We start from the raw sequence: 14473 nt of genomic DNA, 5'->3' as shown, positions 1-14473 counted from the left end.
TCATCCGCAGATGGTTCGACTTCGCCGACCCTGGAGCGCCCTGGTACAGGCCGCGGGTCATGCCGACGCCAGGCATGTAGACGGGCACGAACACGGGCCCTGTCCGACGACTCCTACGTCGAGCGCAAACTGGAGGTGCTGGCCAGGCATAACCTCAAGGTGTGGACCATCTCCAACCACCTGCTCGGCCAGGCCGTGTGCGACAGTCCCATCGATGAGCGGCACAAGGGCATCCTGCCCGCGCGGATCTGGGGCGACGGTGAGCCCGAGGGGGTGCGCCGACGCGCGGCCGAGGAGATGAAGGACACGGCTCGGGCGGCGGCCAGGCTCGGTGTGGACACCGTGGTCGGCTTCACCGGATCGTCCATCTGGCACACCGTGGCGATGTTCCCGCCGGTGCCGCCCGCGATGATCGAGGCCGGCTACGCCGATTTCGCCGCCAGGTGGAACCCGATCCTGGACGTCTTCGACGAGGTCGGGGTGCGTTTCGCCCACGAGGTGCATCCGAGCGAGATCGCCTATGACTACCACAGCACGGTGCGGACCCTGGAGGCCGTCGGGCACCGGCCCGCGTTCGGGCTGAACTGGGACCCCTCGCACATGGTGTGGCAGGAGATCGACCCGGTCGGCTTCATCCTGGACTTCGCCGACCGGATCTACCACGTCGACTGCAAGGACGCCAAGGTCCGCACCGGCGACGGCCGCCGCGGCCGGTTGGCCTCGCACCTGCCCTGGGGCGATCTGCGCCGGGGCTGGGACTTCGTCTCCACCGGCCGGGGCGACGTGCCGTGGGAGGACTGTTTCCGCGCGCTGAACGCGATCGGTTACACCGGGCCGATCTCCGTCGAGTGGGAGGACGCGGGCATGGACCGCCTGGACGGCGCCCCCGACGCGCTGGCCGTGATCCGCGGGTTCAACGCCATCACCCCGCCCTCGGCCGCCTTCGACGCGGCCTTCTCCTCCGACTGAGACACGCGGGGCCGATGTGCCGGTGACCCGGCCGGGTCACCGGTCCGCCCTGCTCAGGTGGGCGGCCCGGTGGCCCGGTGCGCGGGTTCGGCGCGGGGCGGTGCTCTCAGTCCATGACGACGATCTGGCGCAGCACCTCGCCGCCCCTGAGCGCCGCCACGGCGTCGTTGAGGTCGGCCAGCTTGATGCGGGAGCTGATCATGCTCTCCAGGTCGAGCTTGCCGGCCTTGTAGAGCCCCGCGAAGAACGGGAAGTCGCGCCGGACGTCCGAGCCGCCGTACAGCGAGCTGAGGATGTTCTTGCCTTCGAACAGCAGGCTGAAGGCGCTCAGTGGGACGTTGTCGTCCATCGCGCCCGCGCCCACCACGATCATGTCGCCACCCCGGCGGGTCGCCTGCCAGGCCGTCATGATGGCGGCGGACTTGCCGACGGCCTCGAAGCCGTAGTCGAACCCGGCACCGCCGGTGAGCGTGCCGAGCGCGTCCATCAGCTGGTCGGGGGTGATGGCGTGGGTCGCGCCGACCTTCTTGGCGAGGGCGTGCTTGGACTCCAGCGGGTCGATCGCCAGGATCGTGGTGGCGCCGGAGATGCGGGCACCCTGGATCACCGAGAGGCCGATGCCGCCGGCGCCGACCACGGCGACCGTCGAGCCGGCCTTCACCTTGGCCGTGTTGAGCGCCGCGCCGACGCCGGTGGTGATCCCGCAGCCGATCAGGGCCGCCGCCTCGAAGGGCACCTCGGGGTCGACCTTGATCGCGCCCTGCCAGGGTACGACGATCTCCTCGGACCAGGTGCCGCACCCGGCCATGCCGAACGCCGGGGTGTCGCCGCCGTAGCGGAAGCGGGCGTTGACGAAGCTGTCCATCACGTAGGTCATGCACAGGAACGGCTGGTGCACCAGGCAGTTCGCGCAGGTGCCGCAGGCCGGGGTCCAGTTGATGATGACGTGGTCGCCTGGCTGCACCGTGGTCACGTGGTCGCCGACCTCGACGACCTCTCCGGCGCCCTCGTGGCCGGGGATGACCGGCAGTGGCATGGGCAGCACGCCGCTGATCACCGACAGGTCGGAGTGGCAGACGCCGGTGGCCCTGACCTTGACGCGGACGTCCGTCGGGCCCATCGGGGCGAGGGTGAAGTCATCGCGGATGTCGAGCTTGTCGTCGCCGACGGCATGCAGAAGCGCACCACGCATGGGGGACCTCCTAGTTCTCCTCAACGGAGAGTGCGGCTTTGGGACAGGACCGTACGGCGTGCCGGACGCGGTCCATCATCTCCGGCGGCGGCTCAGGCAGCAGCAGGTGCAGCTGGTCGTCGTCGTCGAGTTCGAAGACCTCCGGGGCGAGTCCCATGCAGATCGCATTGGCCTCGCAGACCAGATAGTCGACTTTGATTTTCACGCGGGCCTCCTAGCCGGGAATGGCGAGCTTACGGTGATCCCAAGAGATCACACGAGTGGGCTCGACCACAAAGGCGACCCTTTTGCGGCCGGTGTAGGCCACGTATTCGGTGAGCGACTCCTCCGCGTCGGGCATCCCGGCCATCCGTCTGGCCACGTTCATGCCGACGCCGAGGATGCCCTCGGGGTCGTCGATCCTCCGAGCCACCCCGTACACCAGTACGCCGCGCAGGTCGGAGTATTCCTCCCCGGCCTCGATCAGGCAGCTCACCCTGGCGTCGCGCTGGATGTTGAGTGTCTTCTGGGCCTTGCCGTAGGTCCAGAATGAGATCCTGCCCTCGGTCAACCCGTAGAACATGGTCACCATATGCGGGGTGCCGTCCGGATTGATGGTGCCGAGCTGCAGCTTCCGCGACTCACCGACGAAAGCCGTCACCTCGTCGTCGGACATCACGATGCGGGCGCGCTGGTTCACGGTGCAAAGTAGAACACGTTCCACAAGGTCGGGCAAGGGCCAATCGGAATGTTGTTCGGTATGGGTAGTCTGCTGGGATGAGCAACGCCACCATGCCCGCCGACCTGCTGTACGCCGCCCAGCACGCCAAGGGCTTCATGCCGCACGAGGAGGGAATCGCGCTGTTCGAGACCGCCGTCGAGTACGGTCCGCGCGGCCCGATCTGCGAGATCGGCAGCTACTGCGGGAAGTCGGCGGTCTACCTCGGCGCGGGGGCCCGGCAGGCCGGGTCCGTGGTCCTCACGGTGGACCACCACCGGGGCTCCGAGGAGATCCAGCCCGGGTGGGCTCACCACGACCCCACCCTGATGGACCCCCGCTTCGGCAAGATGGACTCGCTGCCCACCTTTCGCACCACCATCGCCTCCGCGGGTCTCGAGGAGGAGGTCATCGCGATCGTCGGCAGGTCCGAGCGCGTCGCCGGGCTGTGGAACACCCCGCTGGCGATGCTCTTCATCGACGGCGGCCACTCCGAGCTCCCGGTGACCAAGGACTACGAGGGGTGGGGGCCGCACGTCATGCAGGGCGGCGCCCTGGTCTTCCACGATGTCTACCCGGACCCGGCCACGGGCGGGCAGGCGCCCTACCGCGTCTACCAGCGGGCGCTCGCCTCCGGTGCGTTCAGGGAGGTCGGGCAGGAGGGTTCGCTGCGGGTGCTCGAACGGATCGGCCCCGGCATCGGCTGACCTTCCCGTGCGGGGCGCCCGGTGCCGGGCGGGCGGCGGAGCCGTTTCAGCTCCCGGCCCGCGCAGACGATCACAGGGGCGAGGAACAGCCCGAAGACGACGTGGAACTGGACCAGCAGCCCGTAGACCGCCGCCGTGGCCAGGCCGAACCCGACCTGGTCGCGTGCCCTGACCGGGGACGTGCCCGGATCGGTGATCACGTAGCCGGTGTAGAGGGCGAAGACGGTCCCGGTCATCGGCAGCAGGGCGCCGACCGCCGACACGTCGCCCAGGCCGCCCCGCAGACACGCCTGCAGGGCGAACCCGCCCGCCCAGCCCAGGACCAGCGGCAGCCTGCCGGCGGGTCCGGCGTTCGCCAGCACGCCCCCTGCCAGTACGGCCAGCGGCACGATCAGGTCGAGAGGACCCGAGACCCACGCGGTGAACTGGTAGGCGGGGGCGAGGCCGACCCACGGGAACAGCAGCAGCACGGCGACGACCCCGAAGGCCACCGGATTCAGGAACGCGACGCCGGGCGCGTCCCCGCCGGTGCGCCTCGCCGGTCTCGTCGTTCCCGCCCCATCGGCCGTGCGCGCCGGCTCCGGCGCCCGCACGCGGAAGAGGTACGTGCTGCCGACGCCGATCAGGACGGCGAGCACGATCGGCATCAGACGCCCGTTGCCGTACAGCAGCATCGTGCAGAGCAGGCCGCGGATGTAGGAGGGCAGGAAGAAGTCGGCGATCCGGTCGCGGGGCACCCCGAGATAGCGGGCCGGGCGCCGCCACGCCCACGCCTCCACGGTCTCCAGCGCGAACTCGGTGGCCACGCCGGTGAGCGCGCCGACCACCGGCGCCACACAGGACTGTTCGAAGCCGAGCACGGTGTGCCCGAGCACGGTGAGCAGGGTGAGGGACCACGCCGACCGGCGGAGCGCCCTGCCTCGGCTCGGACCGGAGACCCCGGGTTTCGCCGTCCGGGGTTTCGCTGTCTCGGGGGGTGGGGCGGCGCTCACGGACGGCGGACCTCCGAGGCCCGGCCGTCGGCCAGCAGGATCCGGTGCCAGCCGGGCTCCACGGACACCGACGCGGTACGGGCGCCGCCGCAGGCGTCCCTCCAGGAGACCTCGACGGGGACGGGGGAGTCCGGCAGGTGGTCGCCCAGGCCGAACAGCAGCTCGGGCGCGGAGAAGCCGTTGTGCCCGTTGGCGGGGTAGAGCTGCCTGCTGCGCATGCCCCCGCCGGGCAGGCGCACCGTGGCGACGGCCCCGATGGCGGGCCGGGTCGGCCCGGGGCGTGTCCACTCCAGGCGTGCCGCTCGGGACCGCTCCGGTCCGGAGCGTGGCGCGGCGGATGGGCGGCAGGGGCCCGCCGGCAGACGGAGCCGCAGGCCCACGAACGGTGCCGTCGGGCCGTGGTTGCTGTAGAGCACCGACTCCGACCACTGGTTGGCGACCGCGAAGTCCAGTCGCCCGTCGTCGTCGACGTCGCCCACCGCGAAGGCCCGGCTGACCGTGCTGTCGCTGTCGCCGTTGACCCCGGCCCGCCGGGCCACGTCCGCGTAGCGGCCGTCCTGACCCCTGGTGAAGAAGGTGTTGGTGTCGCGGCCCGACAGGTCGTCTCCGGCCCGGATGCTCGGCCAGAGCGCGGGGCGGGAGAGGAACAGGTCGTTCGCCGACGCGGCCTCCTGCAGTTGCGCCCACCGGTCGACCTCACCCCTGACGAACCCGGTCGCGTGCATGATCTCGTCGTCGCCGTCGTTGTCGAAGTCGGCGGCCTTGACGTCCCAGGACCAGCCACTGCGGCTCAGCCCCAGTTCCTCACCGAGGTCGTCGTAGGGCGCGTGACCGCCGTGCAGGTCGCCGGGCCGGGACACGAAGGCGAAGTTGCCCTGGTGCAGCGCGTGGTCCCCGGTGAGGTTGCTCACCAGGATGTCCGGCCTGCCGTCGGCGTTGAGGTCGGTGAAGCCGACGCCCATCCCCTTGAACGAGTCGCGGCCGACGACCCTGGAGGCGGGAGTCGTCAGGTGCCTGGTGCCCCTGGCCTCGGTGAACCGGATCCGGCCGGGCACCGACTCGTTGACCAGCAGCCGGTCGGGGCCGAAGTCGCAGGCCAGGTACAGCTCGGGCCGTCCGTCGCCGTCCAGGTCCTGGGTGCCCAGCGCCAGGGTCCAGCCTCCGTTCCCGACCTTGTCGAACACCCCCTCGGCCTCGGTGAACCGTGCCGGTCCGCTCGCCAGGTAGAGCCGGGCGCCGCCGCCGTTGGCGGCGGCGGACAGCGAGTCGGGCATCACCGCGTTGCCGGGGTCACCGTCTTTGGGGGCACCGTCTTTGGAGGCACCGTCGCCGAGCACCCGGACGCCGTCGGGGAAGTAGTCGCCGAAGACCAGGTCGAGGCGGCCGTCCCCGTCGAAGTCACCGGTCGTGGCGGCGCTGGTGTTCCAGATCTCCGGCTCGGTGGTCAGCGCGCGGTGGCGGAAGGCGGTTCCGGAAGGGGGTACCCCGGGCACGCGCAGGAAGAGCGAGGGGGAGCGGCCCCAGTAGTAGACGACCAGGTCCTGCCAGCCGTCCTGGTCGAGGTCGGCGGGCAGGCACCCGGTCGGCGCCTCGTACCGCCTGCGATCCGGGGGGACCAGCGTGAACGGCCGGTAACCCCGGGGCGTCCCCGGTGCCCGCCTGACGGTCACCGTGTCATGGCGGGGATCGACCAGGCACAGGTCGTCGGCGACGACCTCGTTGTCCACGTCGAACAGCGCCACCCCGGCGCCCAGCGACGACACCCAGCCCTGGAGACCGGCGTATCCCGCCGCGACCGGCCGCAGGGTACGGTCACCAGGTCCCGGGGGCGGCCCGAGCGGCCTCGCGTGGAAGGAGAAGTCGGCCGACGTCTCCGCGACCGAGGTGTCCGGCAGGCCGGTCAGCCGCCACCCGGCGGCGGCGGCGATCAGGGCGAGGGCTCCCGCCGCGTACCTGCGAACCCCTGACATCGCTCTCACCGCCCCTTCGAGCCGCAGGTGACGATCCCGGCCGCGACCGGTCCGGCATCGTCCGCGTCCCCTCTTCGAGCCGCGGTCAAGAATCGCGGTCGCGCCGTGCCCAGGCCTTCCGGATTCCCGCCCGCCAGGCCTGGTAGTGGTCGCCGCTGTGCGCGTTGTGGCCCAGCGCGACGAGCGCGGTGTCGGTCCACGCCGCCGCCTCGTCCACTTCGGCCCCGCACAGCACGGGGGCGGCGGCGACGGTGTGTTCGGGGACCACAGCCGAGATCAGCCGGGAGGCGCAGGCGAAGGCGCACCCCTGGGCGAGGTGGGCGCGGAAACCGTCCTCGGCCGCGGCGGAGGCCAGCCGCCCCAGGTCCGCGGCGCTCGCACCCCCGGTGTACGTGGCGGCCAGGCCCACGCCGCTCCACAGGTCGGCGCGACGCCCCGCGGGAAACTCGGCGATGCGCAGCACGACGTCAGCCGCCCCCGCGCACTCGTGGAACCAGAGCATCCGCCCCAGTCCCTGATCGAAGATCGCTCTCCGGGTCCGGTCCATGAGCCCGGCCGTCCGCTGTCGTCCCACCGTGCGGTCCGCGGAGAAGAAACCCTGGTGGAAGCCGAAGCCGTCGTGGGCCAGCCAGCGCAGCAGCGGGTGCACTGAGCGGACGCCCCACATCGGCCGTAGCCGCATCCGGGCGTACGCCCGGCCGGTGCCCATGTGGATGAGGTGCGGGTAGCGCATCCCCGGCCCGCTCAGCAGCTCCCGCAGGCGGCGCCCGCCGGTGAGGGTGAGCACGTCGAGGGTGGCACAGGCCATGCCCGCGCCCTCGTACCCGAAACCGCGCAGGTCCTCGCGGAGGTCGTCGATCCGCTCGGCCTCCCCGGCGACCACCGCGTTGAACCCGGTCGTGAAAGACCGCTCCGCGCCCTCCAGCCGCTCGCGCGCCGGCCCCAGCCGGAACCGCCGTACCCCGAACCCCACCCGGGCGGGGTTCTGCCACAGCAGCCGGGCCACGCCGTTCGGCCTGGGCGGCGCCGACGTCCCCGGAGCCGGCGCCCTCGGCTCGGAAAGGTCGGGCCCCGGAGGGCCGGGCTCGGAGAAGTCCGGCCGGGGAGAGGGGGTAGGGGATTCCTGCGGGCCCGGATGCTCGGCGGGGTCCGGAGGGCCGGCCGAACCCGTGGGCTCGGGTCGCCGCGGGGGTGCCGGGTCAGGGGTGCCCTCCGGGACGGCCTCCGCGCCGGCCGTCTCGGTGTCATCGCTCTGAGCTACCGTCCGAGTGCCCTCCGCATTACTCACGGACCCGAACGTAGTGAGCCGCATTCAGCCCTTCAAGCACCACGTTTCTGATTCCGTGCAAAGAAAACGCCGACGGCACGGCCGAGAGCCGGGGTTCAGCTCCGGGAGCGGGCGTGGCTGCAGCCGCAGGCGGCGGTGGGGCGGTCGGTCAGGTACCTGCCCGCGTCGCGGAAGATGCCCGCGGCGGGGGTGTGCCCGGCCAGCGCGTCGGCGGCGAGTACGACCGCGGCCGCGGTGTAGGCGGAGCGCTCGTAGGGGAACCACTTCTCGTTCACGAACTGCCAGCCGGTCCAGTACGAGCCGTCCTCGTGCCGCAGGTGCTGCATGTCCGAGAAGAGCTTCCGCGCCCGGTTCCGGTCGCCCAGCGCGTCGAGGGTGAGCACCAGCTCGCACGTCTCGGCACCGGTCACCCACGGCTGGTCGGAGACGCAGCGGATGCCGAGGTCCGGCTCCACGAACGTGTCCCACTCCTCGGCCAGCCGGGCCCGCGCGGCCGGGCCGCGCACCGCGCCGCCCAGGATCGGGTAGTACCAGTCCATCGAGAAGCGGCTCTTGTCGGCGAACGCCTCGGGGTGGGCGACCAGCACGTGGCCGAGTTGGTCGGCGGCCAGCTCCCAGTCGGGCTGCGGGTCGCCCAGGTGCTCGCCGAGCAGCACGCCGCAGCGCAGGCCCTGGTGGATGGAGGCGCAGCCGGTCAGCAGCGCGTACTCGGCGGGCCTGCCGTCGGCCGCGCGCTCCCAGACGATCTCACCCCGGGTGGTCTGCAGGCCGACCACGAAGTCCAGCGCGGCCCGGACAGAGGGCCACATCCGCCGGGTGAACTCCTCGTCGGAGGTCACCAGCAGCTCGTGCCAGACGCCGACCGCGACGTAGGCGGCGTGGTTGGACTCCCCGCCCTGCTCGACGGCCTCACCCCCGACCAGCTTCATCGGCCAGGAACCGTCGGAGCGCTGGGTGCGGACCAGCCAGTCGTATCCCCGGCGGGCCGGGCCGGTCAGCCCCGCCACGCTCATCGCCATCAGGCACTCGACATGGTTCCAGGCGTCCACGTGCCCCTCGGGCCAGGGAATGCCGCCGTCGGGCTCCTGCACCGCCGCGATGCTCTGGGCGGTCTGCACGACCTGTTCCCAGGAGATCATGCGGGCTTCCGGACGTAGAGCACCACGCTCTTGCCGATGAGCGGGTTGAGCACGGCCTCGGCGATCCTGGTGGCGGCGGGGCGCTTCATGATGTCCCAGACCAGCAGCTCGTGGTAGGCCTTGGCCAGCGGGTGGTCGTCGTTGTCGACGCCGACCGCGCACTTGATCCACCAGTACGGCGCGTGCAGGCCGTGGGCGTGGTGGTGCGGGCCGATGGTGAAGCCCGTCGACTTGAGCTTCGCGCTCAGCTCGGCCAGCGTGTAGATGCGGACGTGCCCGCCGGGAGCGGTGTGGTACGCCTCGTCGAGCGCCCAGCAGATCCGTTCCGGCAGGAAGCTCGGCACCGTGATGGCCGCCTGGCCACCCGGCTTGAGGACCCGGAAGATCTCCCGCATCGCGGCCATGTCGTCGGGGATGTGCTCCAGCACCTCGGCCGCGATCACCCGGTCGAAGGCGCCGTCCTCGAACGGCATGTCGAGCGCGTCGCCCGTCACGGTGTCCGCCGTCGCCCCGGGGGGCACCTCACCGGCCTTGTCCATCGCGGCGAACATGTTCGCCACGCCTTCCAGCTCCCCCGCGTCCATGTCGAAGGCCACCACGTCGGCACCGCGCCGCAGTACCTCGAACGCGTGGCGTCCGCCGCCACACCCCAGGTCCAGCACCCGGGTTCCCGGACCCACGGGCAACCGGTCGAAGTCGACAGTCAGCACTGGCCGCTCCTTGTGAGAGGTGATCGTTTCAGGGTGTCGCTCACTTCGCGCGGTGGGCCTGGATGGCCTCGTGGTAGGCCTCCACGGTCCGCCTGGCGACGACGTTCCAGGTGAAGCGCTCCATGACCCGGTCGTAGCCCTTCTTGCCCACCGCGGCCCGCTCCTCGGGAGAGTCGTGCAGGCGGCGCAGCACCGCGGCCAGCTCCTCGGGGTCGCCGGGGGCCACCTGCACGGCGGCGTCGCCGACGACCTCGGGCAGCGCCCCGGTGCGGCTGGCGACCAGCGGGGTGCCGCAGGCCATGTGCTCGACGGCGGGCAGCGAGAAGCCCTCGTACAGGGAGGGGACGACCGAGATCTCCGAGGTGGCGATCAGCTCGCCCAGCTCGGTGTCGGAGATGCCGTGCACGAACCTGACCCGGTCCCGCAGCGCCAGCTCGCCGACGAGCTTCTCGGTCGGGCCGCCGGGGGTGGGCTTGCTGACCACCGTCAGGTGGACGTCGCGCTCGGTGGCGAGCTTCGCCACGGCCCGCAGCAGCGTCGCGACCCCCTTCATCGGGGAGTCGGCGCTGGCCACCGCGACGATGGAACCGGGCCGCTTGGGAAGCTCCGGGCGTGGGTGGAAGTAGCGGGTGTCGACGCCCAGCGGGATGAGCCGCATGTTCTTCTGGGGCACGTTGAAGTCGCGGTGGATGTCGGCGAGGGAGGACTCGCTGACGGTCAGGATCGGGCTGAGCCGCGGCGCGACCTTGGCCTGCATGCGCACGAAGCCGTACCAGCGTCGCATGGAGAGCTTCTTGCGCAGCGGAGCCGCCTTCAGCTCGATGCGCCGGTCCACGCTGATCGGGTGGTGGATGGTCCCGACCACGGGGAACAGCTTCTGGATGCCGAGCAGTCCGTAGCCGAGGGTCTGGTTGTCCTGCACCACGTCGAAGTCGCCGACGCGCTTCTTCAGCTCGCGGTGCGCCCGCAGGGTGAAGGTCAGCGGCTCGGGAAACCCGGCGGTCCACATGGTGCCGACCTCGAGCAGGTCGATCCAGTCGCGGTACTCGCGGAGCCCGGGAGTACGGAAGGGGTCCTCGTCGCGGTACAGGTCCAGGCTGGGGACCTTGGTGAGGATGACGCCCTCGTCGAGCTCCGGGTAGGGCTGGCCGGAGAAGACCTCCACGCTGTGCCCGAGGGCGACCAGCTCGCGGCTGAGGTGACGCAGGTAGACGCCCTGCCCACCGCAGGTCGGCTTGCTGCGATACGACAGCAGTGCCACCCGCAGTGATTCAGCACCCGGCACGGCAACCCCTTTCTCACCCTGCCCGAAAGGGGACAGGTACCGTGAAAGATGACCTTAGTCCTCGGACACTACCATTCGGTAGCTCTGTTGTACCTGATGTGGAATTGTTCCTAGGGTCTGCTTCACCGGGCGCGAGCTGGGAGGTTAACCTGACCGAACAGGATTCGGTGGAACGCGTTCTAGGTGCGCTGTGGGGGAGATAGTGCCCACACGAGGGTGGGACGGTACATTCGCCAATCAAACGGCATAAGACCAGGCATAGGTCCCGCCCCCGCAAGCGAGGAGGACGCGTTGGCCAGGCGCGCGCTGATCACAGGTATCACCGGGCAGGACGGTTCCTATCTGGCCGAGTGCCTGCTCAGTCAGGGCTACGAGGTCTTCGGCCTGGCCCGGGGGCAGGCCAACCCGCGCGTCTCACGGCTCCGCAAGCTTCTGCAGGACGTCCAGCTCGTCCGGGGTGACCTGCTCGACCAGGGATCGCTGATCTCCGTGGTCGAGAAGGTCCAGCCCGACGAGGTCTACAACCTGGGCGCCATCTCGTTCGTCCCCATGTCGTGGGAGCAGGCCGAGCTCACCGCCGAGGTGACCGGCATGGGCGTGCTGCGCATGCTGGAGGCCATCCGGGTCTGCTCCGGGATCTCCTCCTCGCGTACGGCCGCCGGATCCGGGCAGATCCGGTTCTACCAGGCGTCGTCCTCGGAGATGTTCGGCCAGGTTCGCGAGACCCCGCAGACCGAGATCACCCCCTTCCACCCCCGCTCGCCGTACGGCGTGGCGAAGGCGTACGGGCACTTCCTGACGCAGAACTACCGCGAGTCGTACGGCATGTACGCGGTGTCGGGGATCCTGTTCAACCACGAGTCCCCGCGCAGGGGCGCCGAGTTCGTCACCAGGAAGGTGAGCCTCGGCGTGGCCAGGATCAAGCTCGGCCTCGCCTCGGAGCTGCGCCTGGGCAACATGGAGGCGCGTCGCGACTGGGGGTTCGCCGGGGACTACGTCCGCGCGATGCACCTGATGCTCCAGACGGACACGCCCGAGGACTACGTGATCGGCACCGGCCGCACCCACACCGTCCGCGACCTGACCGAGGCCGCCTTCGCCGCCGCCGGGCTCGACTGGGAGCGGTACGTCGTCACCGACCAGACCCTGCACCGCCCCGCCGAGGTCGACCTGCTCTGCGCGGACCCGAAGAAGGCCCGCGTCCAGCTCGGCTGGGAACCCTCGGTCACCTTCGAGGAACTGGTGGCGATGATGGTCGAATCGGACGTCAAGCTGCTCTCCGACGGTGGCGACCCCGACCAGGACTCCTCCTGGCCCTGATCTCCGGAGCCGTAGGGCTTCTGCCGCGGCAGGGGGCCGCCTATCGTCGTTCCTTGGATCGGCGGTGGCTCCGGCCGTCCGCCGACGGGGGCGTGGAGACGAGGTGAGCGATGTCCGAGGCGGGCCCGCTGACCGTGGGCGACCCCGAGCGGATCGGCGGCTACCGGCTGAGCGGGGTGCTGGGCGACGGAGGTCAGGGCGTGGTCTACCTCGGCCACGACCCTGCGGACCGCAAGGTCGCGATCAAGGTGTTGCACGTCCGGATGGCGGCCGACCCCAAGGTGCGCGAGCGGTTCATGCGCGAGGCGGAGATCACCCGCCGGGTCGCGGCGTTCTGTACCGCCCAGGTGCTGGACGGGGGGATCGTCGGCGATCGGCCCTATCTGGTCAGTGAGTACATCCCCGGGCCCTCGCTGAAGGAACTGGTCACCGGCGACGGGCCGCGGACCGGCGGCGGCCTGGACCGGCTCGCGGTCGCCACCCTGACGGCGCTGGCCGCGATCCACCGGGCCGGGATCATCCACCGTGATTTCAAACCCGACAACGTGATCATGGGCCCGGAGGGGCCGGTGGTCATCGACTTCGGAATCGCCCGGGTACTGGCCGCCACCACCACGCGTTCGGGGCTGGTGGGCACCCCCGCCTACCTGTCGCCGGAGCAGCTCGACGGTCACCAGGCCGGTACGGCGTCGGACGTGTTCAGCTGGGCCGCCACCATGGTGTTCGCCGCCACGCGGCATCCGGCGTTCCCCGGCTCCATCCCGGCGGCGGTGATGAACGCCGTCTCCAACCGCGAACCCGACCTCGCCGGGGTGCCCGAGCGTATCCGCCCGCTGCTGGCCGCCTGCCTGGCCAAGGACCCCGGCGCCCGGCCCACCGTGGCCGGCCTGCTCGCCGTCCTCACCCGTGAGGAGCCCGGCGCGGAGGAGCCCGGCACGGTGGAGCCCGGCACGGTGGATCACCGGCCGCGCGGCCCCGCCCCGCCGCCTCCGGCGTCCCGTGTCCCGCGCCGTTCCCTCGGGCGCCTGGTGGCCGCGGCGGTGATCGTCGCCGCTCTCGTCCCGGCCGCCGTGGTCTTCTGGCCGTGGCGACCGGAGTCCCCCGAAGTCTCCGCGTCGCCGTCCACGACCCCCTCCGGAACCCCGGCCCTGTCGGTACCGTCCTCATCCACCGCGGGTTCCTCCGGGCCCCCCGCTCCGTCGCCAGGTCGGACTCAGCAGGCCGTTCCCTTCGGCATGCCGGTCGGCGAACCGTTCACCGGGCACACCGGGGGAGTCCATTCGATGGCGGTGACGGAGCTGGCGGGGCGTCCGGTCGTCGTCTCCGGCAGCGGCGGCGGCGAGGGGCGCACCGTGCGGGTGTGGGACCTGGCCACCCGCGAGCAGATCGGCGGGCCGTTCACCGGCTACGCGGTCGCGGCGGCGGGGCCGGCGGGGCGCCCGGTCGTCGTCTCCGGCGACCACGACGGGCTGCGGGTGTGGGACCTGGCCACCCGCGAGCAGATCGGCGGGCTGCTCACCGGCCCCGGTACGGGGCTCACGTCGGTGCTGGTGGCGGAGCCGGCGGGGCGGCCGGTCGTCATCGCCACCGGCAACGGAAGGATATACATGTGGGATCTGGCCACCCACCGGCGGATCGGCGACCCGTTCGCCGCCCACACCGCTTCCGTCGAGTCGATGGCGGTGGCGGAGCTGGCGGGGAGGCCGGTTCTCGTCTGCGGCGGCTACAACGAGATGCGGGTGTGGGACCTGAGCACCCGCGAGCAGATCGGCGAGCCGTTCACCGGATACACCGACGACGACGTGTCGGTGACGGTGGCGGTGGCGGAGCTGGCGGGGCGTCCGGTCGTCGTCTCCGGCGTCGCGGGTGGCGAGGATCACACCGTACGGGTGTGGGACCTGGCCACCCACGAGCAGATCGGCAGGCCGTTCACCGGGCACACCTCGGGAGTCGAATCGGTGCTGGTGACGGAGTTGGCGGGCCGCCCGGTCGTCGTCTCCGGTGGCTACGACGGGGTGCGGGTGTGGGATCTGGCCACCCGCGAGCAGATCGGCAGGCCGTCCACCGGCCGCACCCAGGAGATCACGACGATGCTGGTGACGCGACTGCGGGGGCGGCCGGTCGTCGTCTCCGGCGACTTCGACGGAGAGATACGGGTATGGAGCCTGACTCCGCCCTCTCCCGCGCCCGGTTCCTGATTCCGG

General features: G+C 71.4%; 12 protein-coding genes and 1 pseudogene. 4 read left to right on the top strand and 9 right to left on the bottom strand.

Going from position 1 to position 14473, the window contains the following annotated elements:
• Positions 1-90: 90 nt before the first annotated feature.
• A pseudogene (locus AB0J58_RS34010) lies at positions 91-969 on the top strand (sugar phosphate isomerase/epimerase family protein); the annotation flags it as partial.
• Between the two features lie 106 nt (positions 970-1075).
• On the opposite strand, the gene AB0J58_RS34005 reads toward AB0J58_RS34010, so the two are convergent.
• From AB0J58_RS34005 to AB0J58_RS33995, 3 genes are read right to left on the bottom strand one after another with little or no spacing between them, the layout of a single operon-like run.
• Positions 1076-2161, bottom strand: coding sequence for a Zn-dependent alcohol dehydrogenase (locus AB0J58_RS34005; protein WP_343973215.1), 1086 nt, complete (start codon positions 2159-2161; stop codon positions 1076-1078).
• 10 nt (positions 2162-2171) lie between these two features.
• The gene (locus tag AB0J58_RS34000) at positions 2172-2366 is read right to left on the bottom strand and encodes a ferredoxin (protein ID WP_030913934.1); all 195 of its coding nucleotides are present in this window, start codon (positions 2364-2366) and stop codon (positions 2172-2174) included.
• Positions 2367-2375: 9 nt separating this feature from the next.
• Positions 2376-2840, bottom strand: a complete 465-nt coding sequence (locus tag AB0J58_RS33995) for a pyridoxamine 5'-phosphate oxidase family protein (RefSeq protein ID WP_364223652.1) — start codon at positions 2838-2840, stop codon at positions 2376-2378.
• 77 nt (positions 2841-2917) lie between these two features.
• On the opposite strand from AB0J58_RS33995, the gene AB0J58_RS33990 reads away from it, so the two are divergent.
• Positions 2918-3565, top strand: a complete 648-nt coding sequence (locus AB0J58_RS33990) for a class I SAM-dependent methyltransferase (RefSeq protein ID WP_364223650.1) — start codon at positions 2918-2920, stop codon at positions 3563-3565.
• Here the strand turns inward: AB0J58_RS33990 and AB0J58_RS33985 are convergent.
• The 6 genes from AB0J58_RS33985 to AB0J58_RS33960 form a co-directional block, all read right to left on the bottom strand.
• Positions 3472-4440, bottom strand: coding sequence for an enediyne biosynthesis protein UnbU (locus AB0J58_RS33985; RefSeq protein WP_364223648.1), 969 nt, complete (start codon positions 4438-4440; stop codon positions 3472-3474). The two genes, AB0J58_RS33990 and AB0J58_RS33985, sit on opposite strands and share 94 nt — an antisense overlap.
• Before the next feature lie 113 nt (positions 4441-4553).
• Positions 4554-6527 (bottom strand): CRTAC1 family protein, encoded by a 1974-nt coding sequence (locus AB0J58_RS33980; protein WP_364223646.1) that lies wholly within the window; start codon positions 6525-6527, stop codon positions 4554-4556.
• A gap of 85 nt (positions 6528-6612) precedes the next feature.
• Positions 6613-7533: a DUF1702 family protein gene (locus AB0J58_RS33975; protein ID WP_364223644.1), complete on the bottom strand. Its 921-nt coding sequence runs from the start codon at positions 7531-7533 to the stop codon at positions 6613-6615.
• A 377-nt stretch (positions 7534-7910) separates the two neighbouring features.
• Positions 7911-8954, bottom strand: coding sequence for a prenyltransferase (locus AB0J58_RS33970; protein ID WP_364223642.1), 1044 nt, complete (start codon positions 8952-8954; stop codon positions 7911-7913).
• Positions 8951-9664: a methyltransferase domain-containing protein gene (locus AB0J58_RS33965; protein WP_343973195.1), complete on the bottom strand. Its 714-nt coding sequence runs from the start codon at positions 9662-9664 to the stop codon at positions 8951-8953. The genes AB0J58_RS33970 and AB0J58_RS33965 overlap by 4 nt, the downstream gene beginning before the upstream one ends.
• Before the next feature lie 40 nt (positions 9665-9704).
• Positions 9705-10949 carry a glycosyltransferase family 4 protein gene (locus AB0J58_RS33960; RefSeq protein WP_364223640.1) on the bottom strand — a complete coding sequence of 415 codons (1245 nt, stop codon included), beginning with the start codon at positions 10947-10949 and terminating at the stop codon, positions 9705-9707.
• A 291-nt stretch (positions 10950-11240) separates the two neighbouring features.
• Here AB0J58_RS33960 and AB0J58_RS33955 point away from each other — a divergent pair, with 291 nt between their 5' ends.
• Both AB0J58_RS33955 and AB0J58_RS33950 read left to right on the top strand, forming a co-directional pair.
• Positions 11241-12269 carry a GDP-mannose 4,6-dehydratase gene (locus AB0J58_RS33955; RefSeq protein WP_364223638.1) on the top strand — a complete coding sequence of 343 codons (1029 nt, stop codon included), beginning with the start codon at positions 11241-11243 and terminating at the stop codon, positions 12267-12269.
• Positions 12270-12379: 110 nt separating this feature from the next.
• Positions 12380-14467: a serine/threonine-protein kinase gene (locus AB0J58_RS33950; protein WP_364223636.1), complete on the top strand. Its 2088-nt coding sequence runs from the start codon at positions 12380-12382 to the stop codon at positions 14465-14467.
• The last annotated feature ends 6 nt before the right edge of the window (positions 14468-14473 follow it).

Origin of the sequence: Streptosporangium sp. NPDC049644 (assembly GCF_040675205.1) — a bacterium.
Lineage (GTDB): Bacteria > Actinomycetota > Actinomycetes > Streptosporangiales > Streptosporangiaceae > Streptosporangium > Streptosporangium fukuiense.
This window is presented reverse-complemented; position numbering and strand designations above follow the sequence as displayed.

Bases quoted from the DNA above. Each gene is read 5' to 3' on its own strand.
- AB0J58_RS33990 (WP_364223650.1), top strand. From the start codon at position 2,918: ATGAGCAACGCCACCATGCCCGCCGACCTGCTGTACGCCGCCCAGCAC.
- AB0J58_RS33970 (WP_364223642.1), bottom strand. From the start codon at position 8,954: ATGATCTCCTGGGAACAGGTCGTGCAGACCGCCCAGAGCATCGCGGCG.
- AB0J58_RS33950 (WP_364223636.1), top strand. From the start codon at position 12,380: ATGTCCGAGGCGGGCCCGCTGACCGTGGGCGACCCCGAGCGGATCGGC.
- AB0J58_RS34005 (WP_343973215.1), bottom strand. From the start codon at position 2,161: ATGCGTGGTGCGCTTCTGCATGCCGTCGGCGACGACAAGCTCGACATC.
- AB0J58_RS33980 (WP_364223646.1), bottom strand. From the start codon at position 6,527: ATGTCAGGGGTTCGCAGGTACGCGGCGGGAGCCCTCGCCCTGATCGCC.